This window comes from Streptococcus lutetiensis (genome assembly GCF_900475675.1).
Taxonomy (GTDB): domain Bacteria; phylum Bacillota; class Bacilli; order Lactobacillales; family Streptococcaceae; genus Streptococcus; species Streptococcus lutetiensis.
Map to the genome: position 1 here is coordinate 1011519 of NZ_LS483403.1, position 22430 is coordinate 1033948.

The following is a 22430-nucleotide window of genomic DNA, read 5'->3' on the forward strand; positions in this document are numbered from 1 at the left end:
TTGTAAAATATATTGTAGTTCTTATGAGAACTAATGTCAAGAAAAAAGTTCTTAGGGCAATTATTTTTTAACCAGTAAAAAAAGAAAAGCTGCACTAACAACTTTTCTAGATGATAATACCTTCTAAATGGTCTAGTTCATGCTGACAAATTTGTGCTGCTAAACCAGTCAACGTTAAGCTTTGTTTATTCCAATTCTTATCCATAAAAGTAACATCGATTTTTTGGTAACGTCGCGTAGGACGAGAGCCTAAAAGTGATAGACAAGACTCTTCAGTGTCAAAAGGAAGAGATTTATTCGTCATAACTGGATTAAACATCACCAAATCTGCCAAGCCCATATTGACAATAATCACGCGTTTTTTAACACCAATCATATTCGCTGCCATTCCAATGCAGTTAGCTCGATTCGCATTTAAAGTATCCTGTAAATCTTGGGCTAGATACAAGTCATCTTTTGTAGCTTCTTGCGATTTTTGCGCCAAAAAAAAGATATCTTTTACAATTTCTCTAATCATGATTTCTCCAAAAATAATTCCATAATGTCAAAATCGATAGACTCGCCATCAATTTCCATAAAGCCTTCAAGGGTTCCAATCCTACGAAAACCTAAACTTTCATAAAGGTGAATAGCACCCTTGTTATCAGTCCGAACTTCAAGTGAGAGAATTTTAAGACCAGATTGTCGACTAAGATTGATTAAGCGTGTTAAGAGTTTACGGCCAATGCCTCTATTCCAATAGTTTTTTTAACTGCAATTCCAATTTCTGCGCGGTGTGATAAACGTTTTTTTCGAAAACTTCTACAATTGCAAGTTCCAACAATTTGGCCATTTCCTTCAGTTAATAAAAAATAAGATGTCTTGGCATTTTGAAATTTTACTAAGATTTTCTCTTCCTCAGCAACAGAAGGTCCCATCCCTTCACTACCATAGGAAAGATTGTCTGTTTCCGAACCAACCTGATTACTAAATTCAAGCAGATTTTTAGCATCTTTAACAGTTACTTCTCTCACTTCAATCATAAGAAGAACCTCTCTTTCACTAAAAACATTATAGCAAATTTTTCAAGCAACCAAAAGAGCCCACCTAGGTGAGCTCGATTCAGTTATTTGATATTAGAGAATTAATTTAAGACAAAATGGCTTGTTGGATCCGTCTGTACGGTTCTAAGGTAATATGTTAAACAATACCTTGTGCTGACATTGCTTCAGCAACTTTAAGGAATCCAGCAATATTGGCACCAACAACAAGGTTACCTTCTGCATCAAATTCTTTGGCTGCAGCTGCAGTATTTTCGTAAATGCCTTTCATGATGTTGTAAAGTTTAGCATCTACTTCCTCGAAAGACCAAGGTGTACGTTGGCTATTTTGTGCCATTTCAAGCGCTGAAACAGCTACACCACCTGCGTTGGCTGCTTTGGCAGGACCAAATGAAACACCAGCTTTTTGGAAAACTTCGATAGCTTCCAATGTTGAAGGCATGTTTGCACCTTCAGTAACAGCAATGACACCATTGTCAACAAGCATTTTAGCTTGTTCAGCATTGATTTCATTTTGTGTAGCACATGGGAAGGCAAGGTCTGCTTTGATTGACCAGATAGTCCCTTCGTTAGCAGGTGTGAAAGTTGCACTTGGACGAGCTTCAGCATATTTCACGATACGTGCACGTTCTACTTCTTTCAATTGTTTGAGAAGTGGAACATCGATACCTTCCGGATCATAAACATAACCTGATGAATCTGAAACAGCAACGACTTTAGCACCAAGTGATTGAAGTTTTTCAGTTGCGTAAATAGCAACGTTACCTGAACCTGATACAAGAGCTACTTTACCAGCGAAGTCTTCACCGCGAGCTTTAAGCATTTGCTCAGCGAAGTAAACAGCACCGTAACCAGTTGCTTCGGTACGTGCAAGAGAACCTCCGTAAGTAAGTCCTTTACCAGTAAGAACTCCTGTGTATTCATTACGAAGTCGTTTGTATTGACCGTAAAGATAACCAATTTCACGTCCACCAACACCGATATCACCAGCTGGAACGTCAGTGTCAGCACCAATGTGTTTGCTCAACTCTGTCATAAAGCTTTGGCAGAAACGCATAATTTCCTTGTCTGATTTACCTTTAGGATCAAAGTTTGAACCACCTTTACCACCACCGATAGGTTGACCAGTCAATGAGTTTTTAAAGATTTGTTCGAAACCAAGGAATTTGATAATGGATTGGTTTACTGATGGGTGAAAACGAAGACCACCTTTATAAGGACCAATAGCAGATGAGAACTGAACACGGAAACCACGGTTCACTTGAACTTGACCCTTGTCGTCAACCCAAGGAACACGGAAAGAAACAATGCGTTCAGGTTCTACCAAACGTTCAAGAAGATTTTCTTCAACGTATTTAGGATATTTATCAAACACTGGAACCAGTGATTCAAACACTTCTTCTACAGCTTGTAGAAATTCGGGCTCATGAGCATTAAGAGCTTTCACTTTTTCAAAGACGCCAGCTACATACTCTTTACCTGTTGTCATATATATGTCCTCCATAAACGTGATTGTAATTTTGTATTACATTAAATACTATAAATTTTCTGAATATTTCTGTCAAGCATTTACAGTAACTTTTCTAAAAAAATTTTATTTTGATGTTATAAAACATTACATCTTATGTCACTTAGTTTTTTTCTAACTCTCTAATCTATAACTTCTAACAATCTTTTTTTCGTGATTTGTGGTATGATTAAGGTGACAATATAGGAGGTAACATTATGAAAGGTTTATCACTTTGGTCAGGGATTATCGCCCTAATTATCGGACTTTTTCTCTTTATTCATCCCTTCACGACTACAGCCATGATTGGTTGGATTATCGCCATTATTATTTTCTTGTCTGGATTCACAAGTCTCTTTATGTATTCAAGTAGCGTTAATCGTTCACTTTGGTACTTGCTACAAGGTATCTTGTCCATTGTTTTTGGGATTATCCTGCTATCTAGCTCAGTTATGTCTCTATCAAATGCTGTTATGACCATTGTTGCTTATTGGATTTTAATTAGTGGTATTTTACGTTTGATTGGTGGTTTTCAAATGAAAAAAGCTGGATTCTTTGATGCCAATCGTTTCTTAGGTTCAGCTGTTCTTGCCATTCTTCTGGGAATATTCCTCCTATTTAATCCAACTTTGTCAGCTATCTTTGTTGGTCGTTTGGCAGGTCTTCTTCTAGTGGCTGTCGGCGTTTCTGGTATTAGTTTTTCATTTAAATTGTAATCAACAAAACCCTCGGAAAAATACGAGGGTTATTTTTTAGCGATTATCAATGGTTCCTGGATACAAATCGTGGTTCATCAAGCGGTAATCTGCCATTTTTTCATACTTGGTACCAGGTTTTCCGTAGTTAAAATACGGATCGATTGACAAGCCACCACGTGGAGTGAATTTTCCCCAAACCTTAAGATAACGTGGTTGCAGTAAATCAATCAAGTCTTTACCAATGGTGTTGATACAATTTTCATGGAAATCACCATGATTACGGTAGCTAAATAGATAAAGTTTCAATGATTTTGATTCGACACAAAGTTTATCAGGAATATATGAGAGATAAATCGTTGCAAAATCTGGCTGACCTGTAATCGGACATAGTGAGGTAAACTCAGGACAATTGAATTTAATAGAGTAACCATTATCGACATGACGATTGTCAAATGATTCAAGAATACTTGGATCATAGTCATATTTATACTTGGTATTTTGATTTCCCAGCAGGGTTAAATTTTTCATTTCATCTGTTCTAGTCATTAAAATTTCCTTTTAAATTCCATTTTTCTTATCAAATATCAGTATAATTGTGGCAAGACGTGCACGCTTTGCCACTTGAATCGGTTATAGTGCTCTCCCCAAATCGGCGTAAGCAATTAAGCTGCGCTTTATTCATTTAAATCTCCATTTTAAACGCCACGTTTATTATCATAAAGTAATGTATGCAGTTGTGGCAAAACTCGCACACTTTTCCATTCTGTGTCAGCTGCCACTGTTTCCCAAAGCTGACGTAGACGATTAAGCTGTGCTTCTACAATATTTCCAGAAGCATGTGGTTCAGGATTTCCAGCCGATAAATACAAAACATCAGGCTGATAACGTTTTTGAATCATTTTAGCAAATGTTAAATCCTCATCATTAAAGACAGGAATTCTAAAAGTGACTTGGTCTTCATCCAACTGAGACACAATAAAATCAAGTATTTCAAAATTCACAGTCATCTAGCTTGATGGTGGTTTTGGACTAAGAGTGACTTGGTCGATGTCTTTTAGCCAAGTCTGCCAACGAGACCCTTGTGTTTCAATCCCCAGTGTCACACCACGCGCTTTTAACTTAACAACCAATTCCCCCATATTAGCTTTAGCTCCTAAAAGACAGGGATTACCACCTGACAAAGTTACATAGTCATAAGATCCCAACTTATCTAGCTCTGTAATAATTTCATCAGCAGTCATACGTTTTGGCTTTTCTGAACCATCCCAAGTAAAAACTGAGTCACACCAAGCACAGTGATAATCACAAACAGCTGTTCTGACAAACATGGTCTTTTGACCAATTGCTCATCCTTCTCCTTGAAAAGTTGGTCCGAAAATTTCTAGCACAGGAATCATTAGTGGACGCTTAGTCATCTAAAAGCCACTCCCTTCTGAACTCAGCATATGAACTTGGTGTTTCACACAAATGGACATATTCTACTCTAATTTCACGTTCCTTTGGCAAATGCTTCGCTACCTGCTCAAAAATCCAATAAACCATATTTTCAGCCGTTGTATTCATATAAGGCAAGCTTTCATTAAGGTAACGATGGTCCAAATGCGGCTCCAAATGTTCTTTATAAATCTGCTTAATATCTCCAAAATCAACTGATATGCCACGTTCATCAAACCAACCCGAAACAGCAATTTTCAAACGGTAAATGTGTCCATGAACCGCCTTACACTTGCCATCATAATTGAACAAATGATGGGCCAAATCAAAAGTGAACTCCTTTGAAACCATAACGCGTCGAGGACAATAGGCCAGTGATTCACCAGCTGGTTCTTTAATTTCCTTTGGAGCCAAAAACATTAAGTCTTACCTCTTCTTGCCAAGTATTTTTCAAGACCTGCTTGACGAAGTTTGCATGATGGACATTCCCCACAACCGCTTCCTTTGATACCGTTATAGCATGTCAAAGTTTTTTCACGGACGTAGTCAAATTTTCCAAGTTTATTTGCCAATTCCCAAGTTTCTGATTTATCAAGCCACATGAGAGGAGTTTGAATAACAAAGTTATAATCCATGGCAAGGTTCAAAGTCATATTAAGTGATTTGACAAAGGTATCACGACAATCAGGGTATCCTGAAAAGTCTGTTTCATAAACCCCAGTGATAATGTCAGTAATCCCAAGTCGTTTGGCAAGCACTGCAGCAAATGATAAGAACAAATGATTTCGCCCGTCAACAAAGGTATTTGGCACATCATCGTCTGGATTTTCAATCTCAATATAACGTGTCAATGCATTTTCCGTTAATTGCCCAAGCAATGACATATCAAGCAAGTGATTTTTAACACCTTACTCAGCAGCAATATGTTTGGCAACTTCGATTTCAAGACTGTGACATTGACCATAATTAAAAGTCACTGTTTCGACGTGTTCATAATGCTCTAAAGCCCAAAATAGGCAAGTTGTGGACTCTTGTCCGCCACTAAAGCCGACAAGTGCTGGTTGACGTTTCATTTCAATATCTCTTTTCTAATATATCTGGGCAAAGAAGAAGCCCCTATGGGAATCCACAGGGGCGCTAATTTCAGTCATTAGGCTGTTTTTTTAGCGATGGCTTTTCTCAAACATCGTTATTATTACTTAATAATCATATCATCTTTATGAAAGATATTCAATGGCTAATTGTTTTTAGCAAATTGACTATTGTATAAATCGTAATAGAAACCTTTAGCGGCTAGAAGGCTTTCATGGTTTCCTTGCTCAACAATCTGACCATTGTTTAGCACCAAGATTTTATCAGCATCTTGAATAGTTGACAAGCGGTGTGCAATCACAAAGCTTGTACGACCTTCCATCAATTTCTCCATAGCCTTTTGAATCAAGAGTTCAAGTCGCGTATCAACGGATGAAGTTGCTTCATCCAAGATCAAGATTTTAGGATCAGCAAGCAAAGCACGCGCAATGGTCAAGAGTTGTTTTTGACCAAGTGAGACATTGCTTGATTCTTGATTCATTTCCATATTGTAACCACCTGGAAGGGTGCGGATAAAGTGATCAACGTTAGCGGCTTTTGCGGCTGCCACGATTTCTTCATCTGTCGCATCCAAATTACCAAAACGAAGGTTTTCTTTGATACTTGCTTCATAAAGCCAAGCATCTTGTAAGACCATTCCAAATTGTTTGCGATAATCTTGGCGTGACAAATTACGAATATCGTGACCATCGACCTTAATGCAACCATCCGTTACATCGTAAAATCGCATCAAAAGATTAATCAGCGTTGTCTTACCAGCACCAGTTGGTCCGACAATAGCAACCATTTCACCCGGTTTAACCTCTAAGTCAAAGTTATGAATCAATGGTTTATCAGCAACATATTGGAAAGATACATTTTCAAAGGTTACTTGACCAGACAAGTCATGTACTAGTTTTTCAGTCACTTGTGCTGCTTCCTCTGGCTCATCCAAGACTTCAAAAATACGGTCAAGTGATGATTTAGCACTTTGAAGAACACTAGCTAATTGGGTAATGGTTTGAACTGGTTGACTCACTTGCCAAACATATTGAACAAAAGCTTGCATATTACCAACAGTTAGCTGACCAGAAAGAACTTGAAGAGCACCCAAAACGGCAATAATCAGGTAAGCCATATCTGAAATAGCACTTAAAACTGGCATCATAATTCCAGAAATGAAGCTTGCTTTAAAGCCAACTTCTTGTAAATTCTGAGTAATCTCACGAAATTCTTGGCTAGAGATTTCTTCACGTCCATAAAGTTTAATGACATTAAAACCAGACAGATTTTCTTGAACAAAACCATTCATATCACCAAGTGCGTCTGCTTGTTCCTTAAAGTAAGGTTGCGATTTGCCCAAGATGAATTTAGCACTAAGGTAAGTAATCGGAATAATGGCAATGACGACCAAAGCAAGACGCCAATTCAAATAAAGCACCATGCAAATAACCAATGTAATGGTCGTAAATGCTTCGATGATACGAAGGAAACTTTGTTGAAGCGCATTTGACACTGTTTCAACATCTGATGTAAAACGTCCCAAGACGTTCCCAAATTGCTGACTGTCGAAGTAAGAAACTGGAATCTTATTAATTTTTTCACTTAAATCACGACGCAAATCATGAATAGTCTTTTGCACCGCTTTGGTAATGAAAAAGTTTGAACCATAGCTACTTAGCCCATAACCCATACCACGGACAAAGTAAAGCACCAAAATAATAGCAATATAAGAGATGTTAAGATGAGCACCAGCCACACCATGAGCCATATCCATAAGATTTGACGTCAATTCAGTGATTGCAAGACCAAGTACAAATGGCTCCAGTACACTCATAACACTGCTAAAGATTTTTAGAAAAACAGCCAAGAAAAGTGCACCTTTATATTGTCGGAGATAATCCCATAAACGTAGAAAAACATTTCGTTTCGACATTCTTATTCTCCTTTCATTTCTTCAGCTTTGTTCAATTGTGAGTTAGCAATTTCACGATAAATATCATTTGATTGCATCAATTCATCATGTGTGCCACGTCCAACAATTTCACCTTTATCAAGCACAATGATTTGATCGGCATCCATGATAGTTCCCACACGTTGCGCCACAATTAAAACAGTTGCTTCTTGTGTCACCTCTTTCAAACGAGCACGCAGCTGAGCGTCTGTCTTATAATCAAGCGCTGAAAAAGAATCATCGAAAATGTAGATATCTGGTTTTTTAACCACAGCACGCGCAATTGAAAGACGTTGTTTTTGACCACCTGACAAATTGCTTCCGCCTTCAGCTAGATGAGTTTGATAACGGTCATCACGACTTTCGATAAATTCTTTAGCTTGTGCGATATCAGCTGCCGCTTGCAATTCCTCACTTGTCGCATCAGACTTACCATACTTCAAGTTTTCTTCGATGGTTCCTGTAAATAGCAGAGCTTTTTGCGGAATAAAGCCAATCTTTTGACGAAGTGCTTTCAGTTGATAATCCCTAACATCAACGCCATCAACCAAAATCTTACCAAGCGTCACGTCATAAAAACGTGGAATCAAGTTAACCAGTGATGACTTACCAGAACCCGTAGACCCGATAAAGGCAATGGTTTCACCAGGTTTTGCCTTAAAGGAAATATCTTTTAAGACTGGGCTTTCCGTTTCACCTGGGTAAGCAAAGGTTACTTTGTCAAATTCCAAATAACCTTTTGTAGCTGTCTCAGTCACACCATCATCATTAGGGTCAATGGAAATTGGCATCGCCATAACTTCCGAAATACGTTCGCTTGAAACCACCATACGAGGATACATGGTAAAGAAATTGGCAAACAAAAGAAATGAGAATAAGGCGTGGAAACTATATTCAATAAAGGCTACCAAGTTACCGATTTGTAACTCACCATGTGCCAATGGGTTCAAAGCAAACCAAACAATAGCAACAATCATTGAAATAATGATTAGAACAAAGAGTGGTTCAGTCAAACCAGTTAAAATAAATAAGCGGCTTGATAAGTCTTTATATTCATCGTTTTTGCTACCAAAACGCTGTTCTTGAAAATCTTCTCTCGCAAAAGCACGAATGACACGTAAACCAGTTAAATTTTCACGAACATATTGGTTGATTTTATCAAGAGTTGATTGTTGTTTTTCTGATAAAGGACGCGTACGAGTTGCCACATAGTAAACAACCAGAACCAAAAATGGAATAGCAACTGCTACAATCCAAGCAAGCGATGGACTGGTTACTAAAATCATCACCACACTAGAAATCATCATTAAAGGTGTAATGACACCCATACGTAACGTCTGCTCAGCAAACTGCATCAAGATAAAAGCATCACTGGTCATCCGTGTTACCAAGGAAGACACACCGATTTGTTCATATTCTTGATGTGAATATTGCTGTAACTTATCATACATGTCATTGCGCATATCCTTAATCATGTTTGTGGTAATTTTTCCTGCTGCATAAGCAAGAATCACACGTCCAATCATCCCCAAGATGATGACAACCAGCATAACCAGTGCCCAGAAATAGACCTTATTCTTATTTCCAACTGTAACCCCTTGATCAATCATTCGAGCAAGAGCCGTTGGTAAGCCTAAGTTAACAACTACAAAGGTAAGCGCCCCAATAACATCGAGCACTAGCCATTTTGGGTATCTTTTCAAATAAGTCCAAATGAGTTTCATAGTCTTTCCTTTCTAATCTGTTCTCTATTTTTAAGTAACGAAATACCTTCTTTCTGCAAGAAAGAGTGACTGCTATCCAGCTAAGTCACTCAACTAGTTAAATTATATTAAACTTTAGTAACTTTAAATACTTTATTATTAGTTTGATTAATACTCTCTTCCTCCAATGGTGGAATATTATTAACAGTATCAGCAATAATTTCTTGTTGGATTAATAAACACTTTTCTATAAACTTCAGCTGAGCAATAAAATAATTATTTTTTAATAATTTCTTCTTTTTTGGTAGTTCGGGAAGTTCTTGTCCGTCTTGAGGATTATTTTTAATCAATTCTTGAGTGTATAAATGGATTACACTAACAAAAGAATCCCACCAACCTGGTTTGCTACTTTTTATAAATATTGGAAATTTGATTTCTGTAATCTCCTGAACAGTAGCTAAAAACTCAGATAACGCTGCAACAGATTCTCTATTATAAATATTTTTCAAAAGAGTTTCGCTATATGGGTGAATGGTAGATTCTAGCTTGTTAATTAATGTTTTCTGCTTAGTACTTAGTAGGTGTCCTTTATATGCTAAGACAGAAATTCCTGAGGCTAACAAAGCCCCGACTGCTGCATATAAAGCATCAGAAGAAAAATTGGGATTATTGCTAGACTTCTCTTCTTCAAATTCTTCTGAAATATCTTCAAGTTTTCCTGCATACCGACCGTCTGAGGTTCGTAAGTCAACCCCATCAATTTTAAGTTTTCCAGCTTTAACTTCCTCTTTTTTATCATCAGGAACCTTCACCGTTTTTATCATCAAGTCTTTGTCATTACTTATAAAACATTATCCCTCAAGTTCACTTAGGTATTCATATCTTTCGTATTTTTCAAGTAAGTTTTCATTAGCTTCATCCAATGAACGTTGAAGTCCAGCTAGTTTGCCATAATCGCTGGCATTTTCTTGCATTTGAGCTTCGATAGATTCGATGTCTTCTTCAAGATTGGCAATTTCATCTTCGATGACTTCCCATTCTTTTTTTTCAAAATAAGACATGCGTTTCTTTTTCGTTTTTTCTTTTTCGGTCTTTTGTTGAGTTTCTTTCTTAACGTGTTCTGCTGCATTTTCTTCAAATGCTTTTTCGTCAAGATAATCCGTGTAATTTCCGAAAAATTCTCTGATATGACCATTTTCAAAGGCCAAAATTTTATTAGCTACCTTATCAAGGAAATAGCGGTCGTGACTAACTGTGATAACTGGCCCTTGGAAAGTTTGTAAAAAGCTTTCAAGAACAGTCAAAGTCGCAATGTCAAGGTCGTTTGTCGGTTCGTCGAGCAAAAGAACATTTGGTTTTTCAATCAAAATTTTCAAGAGATAAAGACGTTTCTTCTCACCACCAGAAAGTTTTGAAATCAAAGTTCCATGTGTTGAACGTGGGAACAAGAATTGTTCTAACAAATCCGTCACACTTGTTGTTCCAACACTTGTCTTGACTTCATCTGCTACTTCTTGCAAATAATTGATGACACGTTTGTCTTCGTCCATATCTTTTGGCAATTGTGAGAAATAACTAATGCGGACAGTCTCACCAATTTCAAGTTTACCTGAACTTGGCTTCAAATCACCATTAATCAAATTAAGAAGGGTTGATTTCCCGACTCCGTTATCTCCAACAATCCCAATTCTATCTTTATTTTGCACTAATAAATTGAAATCTGTTAAGATTCGTTTATCAGGGAAAGCAAATGAGACATCTTCAAAATTGATAACTTTTTTCCCGATACGGCTTGTTTCAAAATTAATTTCAAGCTCAGTCGACTGAGTCGTACCAGACAAGTCAGCTTTCAAATCATTAAATCGATTAATACGTGCTTGTTGTTTTGTCGCACGAGCCTGTGGTTGCGTACGCATCCAAGCCAGCTCTTGCTTGTAAAGTTGTTTTTTCTTGTGAAGCGTTGCTGCATCACGTTCATCTTGTTCTGCACGCAAACGAACGTAATCCTGATAATTTCCTTGATATTCTGTCAATTGACTATTTGCCAATTCAAAAATACGTGTTGCCACATTATCCAAGAAATATCGGTCGTGAGTGATGAAAAGAACTGTCTTTTTAGAAGTTTTCAAGTAATTTGTTAACCAAGCAATGGTATCAATATCCAAGTGGTTTGTCGGTTCGTCAAGCAACAACAAGTCAGCATCATTTAGCAACACTTGTGCTAATTGCACGCGACGACGAAGACCACCAGACAAATCACCAACTTTTTGTGACAAATCTTCAAGACCAAGTTTTGTCAAAACTGTCTTCACTTCACTCTCAATAGTCCAAGCGTCAAGCGAATCCATTTCTGCCATGACTTTTTCAAGTTTGTCTTGATTTGCTTCATCATAATTAGCCATCAAGGTTTCATACGTTTTAATCAAAGTCATTTCACGCAAATCTGATGACAAAACTGTATCCAAAATCGTTTTGTTATCATCAAACTCAGGTTCTTGTGTCAAATAGGCAACTTTATAACCATTCTTAGCTGAAAATGGCGACACATCACCATCAAAACCAAGTCGACCTGAAATAACGTCGAGGAGGGTCGTTTTACCGGTACCATTAACACCAATAATCCCGATACGATCAAAATCATGAATAATAAAGGAAATATCACGAAATACTGTCTTGTCACCAACGGATTTCGTTAAGTGTTCTACGATAAAATCGCTCATTTACTTTCCTTTCTAATAAATTCAAAAATAGCTTCTTTATCATTGGCAAGCTCACCAAGGACGATATGTTGTTCGATTGCTTTTAGAATTTGACCAAGCTCAGGACCTGGTTTGAATTGCATTTCTTTAATCAACATACCACCATTGACTACGATTTCATGTTTGTCATGAATGGCTAATTCTTTATCCAAGCGCTCAATTGTTGGAAAATCAACTGGTAGACCGAAACCTAGGCGAAGGTCTTCTGCTTGTTCGATAAGATTACGACCATAACAATACATTTCCATCTTATCAAGCTCATTTGTCAAACGGAAACGATAGATTGATACAATCTTTTCAACATCCTTTTGGAATTGACTTGATGTTTTCCAAGCTCGCAAAAAGTCACGAACATCTTTGACATCCAATGCTAATAGCAAAGCTGCCCAAGCTTGTTCTGATGTTTTAAAGTGATAATCGTCTGCCAAATTATCCAAAAATTGTTGCAAATGATCATGAGCATTCTCAAGATGAGGAAGGTATTTTTGAGCTTCACTTGCAATCATGGTTTTAATCCCTTTACGCCAGAAAGGTGCCATCAATAATTTGTCAAATTCAATAAAAGAGCGCTCTACTGAAATTTTTTCAAGTAAGGGCGCATGTGCTGCCATGGCAGCAAAAGTCTCAGGTTCAATATCAAAATCAAGACTAGCTGAAAAACGGAAACCACGCATGATGCGAAGGGCATCCTCATTAAAACGCTCAGCTGGATTTCCAACCGCACGTAACAATTTGGCTTTCAGGTCAGCTAAACCATTAAATTTATCAATAATCAAACCTGTTTCATCAAGTGCAAAAGCATTTACCGTAAAGTCACGACGTTTCAAATCCTCTTCAAGTGAGCGAACAAAGGATACGCTACTTGGTCTACGATAATCTACGTAAACATCTTCCGTACGGAAAGTAGTGATTTCATACTCGCCACCTTCTTCAAGAACAAGCACAGTCCCATGCTCAATCCCAATATCAACGGTACGGTGAAAAATGCTTTTTGTTTCTTCTGGGTAAGAACTTGTTGCAATATCAACATCGTGAATCGGACGATTTAATAAAACGTCTCGAACACTACCACCGACAAAATATGCCTCGTAGCCTGCTTCACGAATTTTCTTTAAAATTGGTAAAGCCTCCTGAAATTCAGAAGGCAGATTGTTTAATTTCATAGTAATTTTTCCAAACCATAAACAAGTTTATCTTGTTTCACAACTGCTTTAATCCCAATATTAACGCCACTCATAAATGAAATACGATCATATGAATCATGACGAAGTGTTAGGCCTTCACCTTGTGCTCCAAAAATAACTTCTTGGTGAGCAACTAAGCCTGGTAAGCGAACACTGTGGATACGCATGCCATCAAAATCAGCACCACGAGCACCCTTAAGTGTTTCAACTTCATCAGGAGCCCCTTGTTTTTTAGCTTGACGTACTTCGCGAATCAATTCAGCTGTTTTCACAGCCGTTCCTGAAGGAGCATCCTTCTTCTTATCATGATGTAATTCAATAATTTCAAGGTCCGGAAAATATTTGGCTGCTTTAGCAGCAAATTCCATGAGTAAAATTGCACCTATAGCAAAGTTAGGGGCAATGAGTCCACCGATTTTCTTGTCTTCAGAAAGAGCAATCAATTCGGCGATTTCGTCTTCAGAAAATCCTGTTGTCCCAACAACTGGAGCAAAGCCTTTTTCTAAAGCAAAACGAGTGTTTTCATAAGCAACAGCTGGCATGGTAAAATCAACCCACACATCAGCATCAAAACCAACTAGTTGTGATTTATCAGTGAATACTGGGACGCCATCAACTTCTTTTTCTGTTGCAAATGGATCAAGCAAAGCTGCTAAGGCTAATTCGTCATCTCCCTTAACCATATTAACTGCTGCTGAACCCATTCTCCCTTTAAAACCTGCTACGATAACTTTAATACTCATGTTTTTTCTTTTCCTCTCTAGCACTTAGACAATTGGTGTGAAACCAAATGCAACGGCACCTTCCCCCAAATGAGTAGCAATTACGCCATCAAATGATACGATTTCTAGATTTTCTGTTTGACCTCTTTCAGCCAAAGCTTGATAGAAATGTTGTGCTTTTTCTTCTGCGCGAGAATGAATGATGAAGACTTCGTATTCGCCATTTTTAGTCACGTCAGACAAAACATCTACAAGACGTTTGATAGCCTTTTTCTCAGTTCGCACTTTTTCATATACTTCAATAACACCTTCGTCATTAAAGTAAAGAATTGGTTTAATGCTAAGCAAGTTACCAATCAAAGCTGAACCATTTGACAAACGTCCACCTTTTACCAAGTGATTTAAATCATCAACCATGATAAAGGCACTTGTTCCATCGATTTGCTTTTGCAATTTAGCCAAAATATCATCAAACGAAAGACCATCTTCAGCCCAATTAAGTGTATTTTTTACCATGCTACCTAGTGGGGCTGAAGTAATTTTACTATCTGGAAATGCAATCGTTAATTCAGGATAATCTTCAATTAAGAACTGGATATTCTGCCAAAATCCTGAAATGCCTGATGACAAGAACAATCCCACAACGTGTGTGTAGCCTTCTGATGAAAGTTGTGTCAAAATTTCATCCAATTTAACTAGACTTGGTTGGCTTGTCTTAGGTAAAGTTGGTGACATAGCCATTTTTTTGTAAAAATCATCAAGGCTTAAGTCTTTCCCTTCAACGTAAGAAACACCACCAATCATGATTGGGATATCTAAGACAAAAAGATTCTCTTTTGCCTTAAGGTCATCTGACAAAACTGCGGTTGTATCTGTTATAACTGCTAATTTCATTAACTTCTAAACTCCAATTTAACCCCTGGACGATCGAGGGCAATTTCGGTTACTTCGTATGTTAGGCGTTGCACAATATCAAGTAAAGGCGCTGCCAAATATTCAACTTCGTCCTTAGTGAATTCACTTGGTTCATTAACAATACGATTTTGAATGTGAACCATTTGTGAGACAACACCACTAATGACAAACTCTTGTTTTACAATCATAAATTGTAAAACAGAAACGATTGTTGTTTGATTATTGTCTGTGTCTTTTTTCACTAATTGAAATGTGACTTCAAAATTAGTCTTCGGTGTACCATTTTCTTTTTCCCATTCGAGATTTCTTGCATCATAATGGTATTGGTTGACAAATTCTTTTTCACGTACTAATTCCATACTTATCTCCTCTTTGTATATCGCTTTTCATTATAGCATATTTCAACTCTATTTTGCACGCTTTTCTTTGAACTTTAAAAGCAATACTGACAATTCTTTTTTTAACTCAAAAAAAGTGTGTTTACCAACTATCATAAATAGTCAAATTGTATTCTGAAATGAGCTGATTTAATTTGCTACCGTAAGACGTATCTGTGGCATAAGTCCCTGTTAGTGCTGCGGTCGCATCTTGATAAGAAGTAGTCTTTGATTTATGCACACCAGCATACAAATCTTTTTGAAGAAACTGAACATAATCCTGCAAGGATTCTTCCAAACTACCATAAGAACGAAATTGAGCATCAATGGTGTAAGAATTCCCATTACCTTCATCCTCCCAAGTCTGCATAGTCACCGATTGCCCCTTATAATCCCCTTTGATGCCAAAGAAATTATAATTAGGTGCTTGACTCAGTTTTGACTGACCACTGTTTGACTCTAAAATAGCTTGCGCAATCATGACCGAAGCATAAAGGTCATTTTGCGCAGCGATTTGACGAACTGATTCACCAATCGTTTGAATGAAAGATCTGGTCGTTGTGTCTTGAGATGATTGACTAGTGTCTGCGGAGGCTGGATTTGCTGCTTCCTGCGAATGATAGGCGAAGAAAATCAAAGTCGAACAAGCCAAAAAGGCTAGAAAAGTCATGCCATATAAGACAGAACGAGGGACATTTTTTCGCCGTCGTCTTCCACTAACCTTTCTTCTTTTCTTCCTTTTTCTTTCCTTTGCCAAATACATTCAGTCCTTTCAAAAAGTCACCTTTCAGTATAACAAATTTTTGATAAAAAAGAGACTCTTAACCATTAAAGTATAGAATTCATAAAAAAGGTCTCAGATAAACTTATCCAAGACACCTTTTCTTATTTATCATGCAAGACTTGCTAAAATATTTTTGACAATATTATCAACCGTCACACCATTTTCTGCTAACAATTTTTTGGCATTGTAACGGTCATGGAAGGCTTTTTCAACACCGTAATTTTGAACCTTTAGGTCTGTATTTCCAAGATAGCTTGCAACCATCTGACCATAGCCACCTTCAAGGACGCCATCTTCCAAAGTCACCACAACTTGGTGTTCAGATTCCAAACTATCAAGCAATTCTTCGTCCAATCCTGTGATGAATTTTGGATTAACAAGAGTTGCTGTGATTCCGTGTTTGTCAGCCAATTCTTTAGCCACTTCTTTAGCTAAACCATAGAAATTACCAAGACCAAAGAGGGAAACCTTACTACCTTTTTGAGTGACTCGGTTCTTGTTAAGAATTGAATAATCTGTCGCATCAGCTACTCCAGTCTCATGAAGTGGACCAACTGGAATACGAATAGCAACTGGGTGTTCATTTTGTTCAACAGCCCAATCAAGCATCGCTAGATACTCTTCTTTACTTGTTGGCGCCAAGTAAACCACGTTTGGAATGTGAGCCAAGAATGGAATATCGAAGAAACCAAGGTGACTCTCATCATTCATGGCACTAACTGATGCAGAATAAACAAGTGTTGTCACCGGAAGATTATTAAGCGCAATGTCATGTGACCATTGGTCGTAGGTACGTTGCATAAACGGTGCTGCTACGTACCAGATTGGTTTGGCACCATTTTTGGCAAGACCAGCTGCCATGGTTGCAGCTTCTTCTTCAGCGATTCCTACATCAACAAATTGTTTACCAGCTTTTTGGCGTTGCTTTTGATTCAACATAAACATCGGTGTTCCCGCATTAACAGCTACAACAGTCGGGTCTTTTTCAATCTTGTCTAAAACAAATTGTGTCGTGATACTGTTATAAGTTTTACCTGAAGAAGCGTTGCGAAGGTATTCTCCAGTTTCTGGATTGTAAGGTCCTCCAGCGTGGAATGCTTCACGATTTTCTTCCATAAATGACACACCATGTCCTTTTTGTGTTTGAATGTGTAACAAAATAGGGTGATTCACATCTTTAACTTCTTCAAAAAGAGTAATTAATTGGTCAAGGTCATTTCCAGCGTTAAGGTAACGGTAGTCAAAACCAAGTGCCTCAAAGAAATTATTTGCAGCTTTGCCATTGTTTTCACGCAAATCACGAAGTGCTGTGTAAATACCACCTGTTGGATTTGCTGCGATTGATTGGTCATTATCGTTAACAATAATAATCGCATTGGTTCCTTCTGTTGCGATTTGGTTCAAGCCTTCATAAGCCATTCCACCTGACAGTGAACCATCACCGATAACAGCAACAACATTGTATGATTCATTTTTTAAATCACGCGCTTTCGCCACACCTGAAGCCAGTGCCAAAGAGGTTGACGTATGCCCAATAGTAAACAAATCATGTTTGCTTTCTTTAGGATTTGTATAACCAGACACGTCGTCATAGTGAGCTGGGGCAAGAAAGGCTTTGGCACGTCCAGTCAACATTTTATGAACGTATGATTGGTGAGAAACGTCAAAGATAAATTTATCAATCGGTGAATTAAAGACATAGTGCATAGCGACAGTCATTTCAACTACACCAAAATTTGGTCCATTGTGCCCGCCATGCTGGCTTGTTTTTTCCAGCAAAGCTTGACGAGCTTCGTCCACCACACGTTGTAAGTCCTTACGAGACAATTGTTTTAAATCTTGTGGTGATTCAATTGTTTCAAGTACCATATATTTCTCCTTTTTATTTAACAATCATTTTAAAAATTTCTCAGTTTTTCCGAGTATCCCTATCATACACCTTGGAGTTAACTCCAAGTCAAGTAAAAAATGACTTTTAAAGATAAAAAAAGAGAGATAATCTCTATCTCTCTTAATTAAGGTATTATTTGGTGACTTTGTTCAACTTTTTGATGGATATATTCAACCAAGTCAACAGTTAAATCATATCGCATAAATGGTGTAATGAGGTAAATACCGTTAAAGAATTTTAAGGCATGGTCAATTAGTTGTTTACTCTCTTCTAAAGCCAATTGTTGGCATTTTTCCTTGTCATCTTTGACAGCTTCTAGTTTTGCTAGAAACTCATCTGATAGCTGAATGCCAGGTACTTCATTGTGAAGAAAAATAGCATTGTTATAGCTAGTAATTGGCATAATACCAACAAAAAATGGCGTATCATAATCTCGTGTTAGCTCTGCTAAGTTTTCAATAATCTCACTATTAAAAATAGGCTGTGTAATAAAACAATCCGCTCCTGCAGCAATCTTTCTTTCAATCAATCGACCGCAACGTGATAAATTTTTAACATTTGGATTGAAAGCCGCTGCTGCTGTAAAGGTTGTTTCTTTTTTAATGCTAGCGCCACTGTAACCTATTCCCTTATTAAGTTGCTTAATCAGCTCCAATAACTTGAAGCTAGTGGCATCATAGACGCTGGTTGCTCCCGGAAAATCCCCAATTTTAGATGGATCCCCTGTAATCGCCAAGACCTGATGAAAACCCAACACGTCCATTCCCAAAAGACGTGATTGAAGTCCAATCATATTGTGATCACGACAGGATAGATGTAGTAAAAACGGCGTTGAAATCTCATTTTTCAAAAGCGAGGCAATGCTAACATTACAGATACGTGTCTTAGCTAGTGAATTATCAGCTAAGGTAATTGCTGCAACCCCTGCTTCATCTAAGGCTTTTACCCCTTTAGTAAACTTTCTAATATCAAGCGTTTTTGGTGGGTCAAGCTCCGCTATAATGGTCACTTTTCGTTTCACCTTGTCGACGATCGTTTCTGACTGTTTAACAGCTTTGATCAGCTCTGCTTCTTCAACCATCGGCGTAACAAATTTGCGTGAGACTGGTTTCAAACCTTTCACCGCTCGCTTAACTGCTCTGATATGGTCAGGCGTTGTGCCACAACACCCACCAATCAGACGTGCTCCTTCAGCCACAAGCAGCTCTGCACTTTTTCCAAAATAATCAGCATTTTGACTAAAACCATATTGTCCACTACCATTGTCATCAACAAAGGATAACAGACTGGCATTCGGATAAACAGATAAGTATGATTGAGCAAATAGAGGCACTTGCTTGAGCGATTGAATCATGTGATAAGGTCCCAAATGACAATTGAGTCCTACTACATCTGCCCCGAGCATCACTAGTTTTCCAAAGATTTCAACCAATGGACGACCATTTTCGGTTATTCCCGCTTCATGAATGGAAATGTTAGTAATAATCGGCAAATCCGTTAGAGGTCTAAGTACTTTCAAAACTTCAATGATTTCTTCTTCATCATAATAAGTTTCAAATAATAGTCCATCAATTTCTTCGGTTTCAAGTAAATATCTAACTTGCTCCAAGGTTTCCTTGATAATCTCATTAAGTGTTAATTCACATTGTTTAAGTCCGCGAAGAGCACCAACCGTTCCTAAAACAAAAGTATCTTCACCCGCTGCTTGTCTTGCAATTTTGACACCAGCTTGATTGATTTCTTTAATCTTTTCGCCATAGCCGTAGCCATCTAATCGATGACGTTTTGCAGTATAGGTATTTGTCTGAATAACATCAGCTCCCGCCTCAATATAAGTCTTGTGAATGGCTAATACTTTTTCAGGATGGGTTAAATTGTAGGTTTCATAACAATTATCAAGACCATTGGCATAAAGAAGAGTTCCCATAGCACCGTCAGCGACTAAAATATCTGTTTTTAAACGTTCTAATAATCGTGACATAGCTTAACCTTCCTTATTTTCCGTATTTTGCACGAACTTCCTTAGTAGCCTCCACTAGCACTTCTAGAGCTGCAATTGTTTCTGGTTCACGACGTGTTTTAAGACCACAGTCAGGGTTAACCCAGAATTGTTCCAATGATAATTGGCGAAGTGGACGTTCGATATTCGCAATCACTTCTTCTTTGCTTGGCACGCGTGGTGAGTGAATATCGTAAACGCCAAGCCCAATACCAAGTGGGTAAACTGCCGTTTCAAATGATTCAATCACATCACCATGACTGCGACTTGTTTCGATAGAAATAACATCAGCGTCCAAGTCACGAATAGAATCGATGATCTCATTGAATTTAGAGTAACACATGTGAGTGTGAATTTGAGTATCATCTTTGACAGACGATGTTGCAATGCGGAAAGCATGCACAGCGTCATCGAGATAAGCTTTTTGTTTTGCTTTACGAAGTGGCAAACCTTCACGAAGTGCAGCTTCATCAACTTGGATAATGGCAATACCTGCATCCTCTAACAGTTTAATTTCATCCTTGATAGCAAGACCAATTTGGTTGAAAAGGTCTGCGCGTGAGATATCTGAACGTTCAAATGACCAGTTAGTGATGGTAATAGGTCCAGTTAACATTCCTTTCACAGGACGGTCAGTCAAACTTTGCGCATAAATCACTTCTTTGACTGACAATGGTCGAATGTGCTTCACATCTCCGTAAATAATTGGTGGTTTAACCGCACGAGAACCATATGATTGCACCCAACCAAGTTTTGTTGTGGTAAAACCAGCTAATTTTTGACCGAAGAATTCAACCATGTCCACACGTTCAAATTCACCGTGTACCAAAACATCGATATCTAAGTCTTCTTGAATCTTAATCCAACGAGCGATTTCTGATTTGATAAAATCTTCGTATTCAGCATCAGAGATATTGCCACGTTTCCAAGCAAGACGAGTACGACGAACTTCTGGTGATTGAGGGAATGACCCAATTGTCGTTGTCGGAAGTGTTGGCAAACCTAGCTTTTCTTGTTGCACCTTGCGACGGACTTTATAATCCACACGCTCAGTCGACACATTTTCTAAACTTTCAAGAGTCACATTTCGGAAATCAGCTGCTTGCAAAGCGTCAAAGTCAGCTACATGTTGCTTATAAGCTTCAGATTCTTGACCATCCAACTGTTGACTCAAGAGTTCAAGTTCTTGCAATTTTTCATCTGCAAAAGCAAGACCATTTTTAAGAATAGGATCAAGATCCGTTTCATTTTTAGTAGTTACAGGCACATGAAGAAGAGAACAAGATGGTTGAATCACAAGGTTTCCAACTTTAGCTTGAAGTTTTTTCAACATTTCTGATGCTTTTTCAAAATCAGTTGCCCAGATGTTACGTCCATCAACAACCCCTGCAAACACTTCTTTATTTTCAAAATAGCCAGCTTCAACAGCCTCAAGGTTTTCATCAAGGCCATGAACAAAATCAAGACCAAATGCGGTAACCGGAAGTTCTGATAACTCTTTAGCATCAATCAAAGCTTCGAAATATGTTTGGAAAATGATCTTAGCATGTGGTACTTCTTCGGTAAAATAAGCATAAACGCATTTGGCTGCTTCAAGAAGATCTGCCCCCTCATCTGTTACAAAAATTGGTTCATCAACTTGAATGTAAGTCGCACCAGCCTCTACCAATTCTGTGAAGACTTGTTTGTAAAGTGGCAGAAGTTTTTTCACTGCTGAGGTAAAATCACTAACCTCAGATGACAAAGCAACATAAGTGATTGGACCTGTAATCACTGGTTTTGCTTTATCACCAATAACATCTTTAGCCTCAAGGTACAGATCAAGTAAGCGTGTATTTGTCAAATGTGGTTTAACCTTTGACCATTCTGGAACAATGTAGTGATAGTTGGTGTTGAACCATTTTTTCATGGATGAAGCGACATTATCCTTGTTACCACGCGCAATCGCAAAGAACAAATCCAGATTAATCTCTTCCTTAGCAAAACGATTTGGAATCACGCCAAATTGCACAGACAAATCCAAAATATGATCGTAAAGTGAAAAATCACCCACAGGAATAAAATCAAGACCTGCATCAGCTTGTTTTTTCAAAAATGACAAGCGCAATGCTTTCGCTTCTGCTTGCAATTCCTCTTGTGAGATATTACCTACCCAATAAGACTCAATCAATTTTTTCCACTCACGATTCTCACCCAAACGCGGATATCCCAAATTTGAAACCTTAACCATAGTTTCCTCCTACAACCGTATTAGTTTAAAACTATACAATCTAAAAATTTTATAGTTAAGATTTTAAATGATAAACCCTTATTTTTCAATGGTTCTAGCCATTCTATCTTTTTATGCTTTTCTATAGTTTTTAACTATGTAATTAGAATCTGTTATAGTTTT

General features: G+C 37.8%; 19 protein-coding genes and 2 pseudogenes. 1 reads left to right on the forward strand and 20 read right to left on the reverse strand.

The window, feature by feature from the left end:
• Positions 1 to 106 precede the first annotated feature (106 nt).
• The 4 genes from DQN23_RS05170 to gdhA form a co-directional block, all read right to left on the reverse strand.
• Positions 107 to 517 (reverse strand): peptide deformylase, encoded by a 411-nt coding sequence (locus DQN23_RS05170; protein WP_111712858.1) that lies wholly within the window; start codon positions 515 to 517, stop codon positions 107 to 109.
• Positions 514 to 726, reverse strand: coding sequence for a GNAT family N-acetyltransferase (locus tag DQN23_RS09285; protein ID WP_228380533.1), 213 nt, complete (start codon positions 724 to 726; stop codon positions 514 to 516). Before DQN23_RS09285 ends, DQN23_RS05170 begins: the two co-directional genes overlap by 4 nt.
• Positions 708 to 1022, reverse strand: a complete 315-nt coding sequence (locus DQN23_RS09290) for a hypothetical protein (protein ID WP_233422855.1) — start codon at positions 1020 to 1022, stop codon at positions 708 to 710. Before DQN23_RS09290 ends, DQN23_RS09285 begins: the two co-directional genes overlap by 19 nt.
• Before the next feature lie 157 nt (positions 1023 to 1179).
• Positions 1180 to 2529, reverse strand: coding sequence for an NADP-specific glutamate dehydrogenase (gdhA, locus tag DQN23_RS05180; protein ID WP_043895060.1), 1350 nt, complete (start codon positions 2527 to 2529; stop codon positions 1180 to 1182).
• 236 nt (positions 2530 to 2765) lie between these two features.
• Here gdhA and DQN23_RS05185 point away from each other — a divergent pair, with 236 nt between their 5' ends.
• Positions 2766 to 3263 carry an HdeD family acid-resistance protein gene (locus DQN23_RS05185; protein WP_111712859.1) on the forward strand — a complete coding sequence of 166 codons (498 nt, stop codon included), beginning with the start codon at positions 2766 to 2768 and terminating at the stop codon, positions 3261 to 3263.
• Between the two features lie 36 nt (positions 3264 to 3299).
• On the opposite strand, the gene queF is transcribed toward DQN23_RS05185, so the two are convergent.
• The 16 genes and pseudogenes from queF to metE form a co-directional block, all read right to left on the reverse strand.
• Positions 3300 to 3791 (reverse strand): preQ(1) synthase, encoded by a 492-nt coding sequence (queF, locus tag DQN23_RS05190; RefSeq protein WP_058814005.1) that lies wholly within the window; start codon positions 3789 to 3791, stop codon positions 3300 to 3302.
• Between the two features lie 149 nt (positions 3792 to 3940).
• Positions 3941 to 4660, reverse strand: a pseudogene (queE, locus tag DQN23_RS05195) (7-carboxy-7-deazaguanine synthase QueE).
• Positions 4653 to 5099 (reverse strand): 6-carboxytetrahydropterin synthase QueD, encoded by a 447-nt coding sequence (gene queD / locus DQN23_RS05200; protein WP_111712860.1) that lies wholly within the window; start codon positions 5097 to 5099, stop codon positions 4653 to 4655. Before queD ends, queE begins: the two are co-directional and overlap by 8 nt.
• A pseudogene (gene queC / locus DQN23_RS05205) lies at positions 5099 to 5752 on the reverse strand (7-cyano-7-deazaguanine synthase QueC). Before queC ends, queD begins: the two are co-directional and overlap by 1 nt.
• Positions 5753 to 5916: 164 nt before the next feature.
• Positions 5917 to 7686 carry an ABC transporter ATP-binding protein gene (locus tag DQN23_RS05210; RefSeq protein ID WP_020916931.1) on the reverse strand — a complete coding sequence of 590 codons (1770 nt, stop codon included), beginning with the start codon at positions 7684 to 7686 and terminating at the stop codon, positions 5917 to 5919.
• A gap of 2 nt (positions 7687 to 7688) precedes the next feature.
• Positions 7689 to 9428: an ABC transporter ATP-binding protein gene (locus DQN23_RS05215; RefSeq protein ID WP_020916932.1), complete on the reverse strand. Its 1740-nt coding sequence runs from the start codon at positions 9426 to 9428 to the stop codon at positions 7689 to 7691.
• Positions 9429 to 9535: 107 nt separating this feature from the next.
• Positions 9536 to 10231, reverse strand: coding sequence for a hypothetical protein (locus tag DQN23_RS05220; RefSeq protein WP_111712861.1), 696 nt, complete (start codon positions 10229 to 10231; stop codon positions 9536 to 9538).
• 27 nt (positions 10232 to 10258) lie between these two features.
• Entirely contained in the window at positions 10259 to 12127 is a 1869-nt protein-coding gene (locus DQN23_RS05225; protein WP_111712862.1) for an ABC-F family ATP-binding cassette domain-containing protein, read from the reverse strand.
• On the reverse strand, positions 12124 to 13329 hold the full coding sequence (locus tag DQN23_RS05230; protein WP_020916935.1) for a CCA tRNA nucleotidyltransferase: 1206 nt from the start codon (positions 13327 to 13329) through the stop codon (positions 12124 to 12126). The genes DQN23_RS05225 and DQN23_RS05230 overlap by 4 nt, the downstream gene beginning before the upstream one ends.
• Positions 13326 to 14093 (reverse strand): 4-hydroxy-tetrahydrodipicolinate reductase, encoded by a 768-nt coding sequence (gene dapB / locus DQN23_RS05235; RefSeq protein WP_020916936.1) that lies wholly within the window; start codon positions 14091 to 14093, stop codon positions 13326 to 13328. The genes DQN23_RS05230 and dapB overlap by 4 nt, the downstream gene beginning before the upstream one ends.
• 24 nt (positions 14094 to 14117) lie before the next feature.
• Positions 14118 to 14966, reverse strand: a complete 849-nt coding sequence (locus DQN23_RS05240) for a DegV family protein (protein ID WP_111712863.1) — start codon at positions 14964 to 14966, stop codon at positions 14118 to 14120.
• Positions 14966 to 15346, reverse strand: a complete 381-nt coding sequence (locus DQN23_RS05245; protein ID WP_020916938.1) for a DUF1149 family protein — start codon at positions 15344 to 15346, stop codon at positions 14966 to 14968. The genes DQN23_RS05240 and DQN23_RS05245 overlap by 1 nt, the downstream gene beginning before the upstream one ends.
• Positions 15347 to 15467: 121 nt before the next feature.
• Positions 15468 to 16127 carry a glucosaminidase domain-containing protein gene (locus tag DQN23_RS05250; protein WP_020916939.1) on the reverse strand — a complete coding sequence of 220 codons (660 nt, stop codon included), beginning with the start codon at positions 16125 to 16127 and terminating at the stop codon, positions 15468 to 15470.
• Between the two features lie 129 nt (positions 16128 to 16256).
• On the reverse strand, positions 16257 to 18017 hold the full coding sequence (locus DQN23_RS05255) for a 1-deoxy-D-xylulose-5-phosphate synthase (protein WP_111712864.1): 1761 nt from the start codon (positions 18015 to 18017) through the stop codon (positions 16257 to 16259).
• A 146-nt stretch (positions 18018 to 18163) separates the two neighbouring features.
• Positions 18164 to 20020: a bifunctional homocysteine S-methyltransferase/methylenetetrahydrofolate reductase gene (locus DQN23_RS05260; protein WP_111712865.1), complete on the reverse strand. Its 1857-nt coding sequence runs from the start codon at positions 20018 to 20020 to the stop codon at positions 18164 to 18166.
• Between the two features lie 13 nt (positions 20021 to 20033).
• Positions 20034 to 22268, reverse strand: a complete 2235-nt coding sequence (gene metE, locus DQN23_RS05265) for a 5-methyltetrahydropteroyltriglutamate--homocysteine S-methyltransferase (RefSeq protein WP_111712866.1) — start codon at positions 22266 to 22268, stop codon at positions 20034 to 20036.
• Between the last annotated feature and the right edge of the window lie 162 nt (positions 22269 to 22430).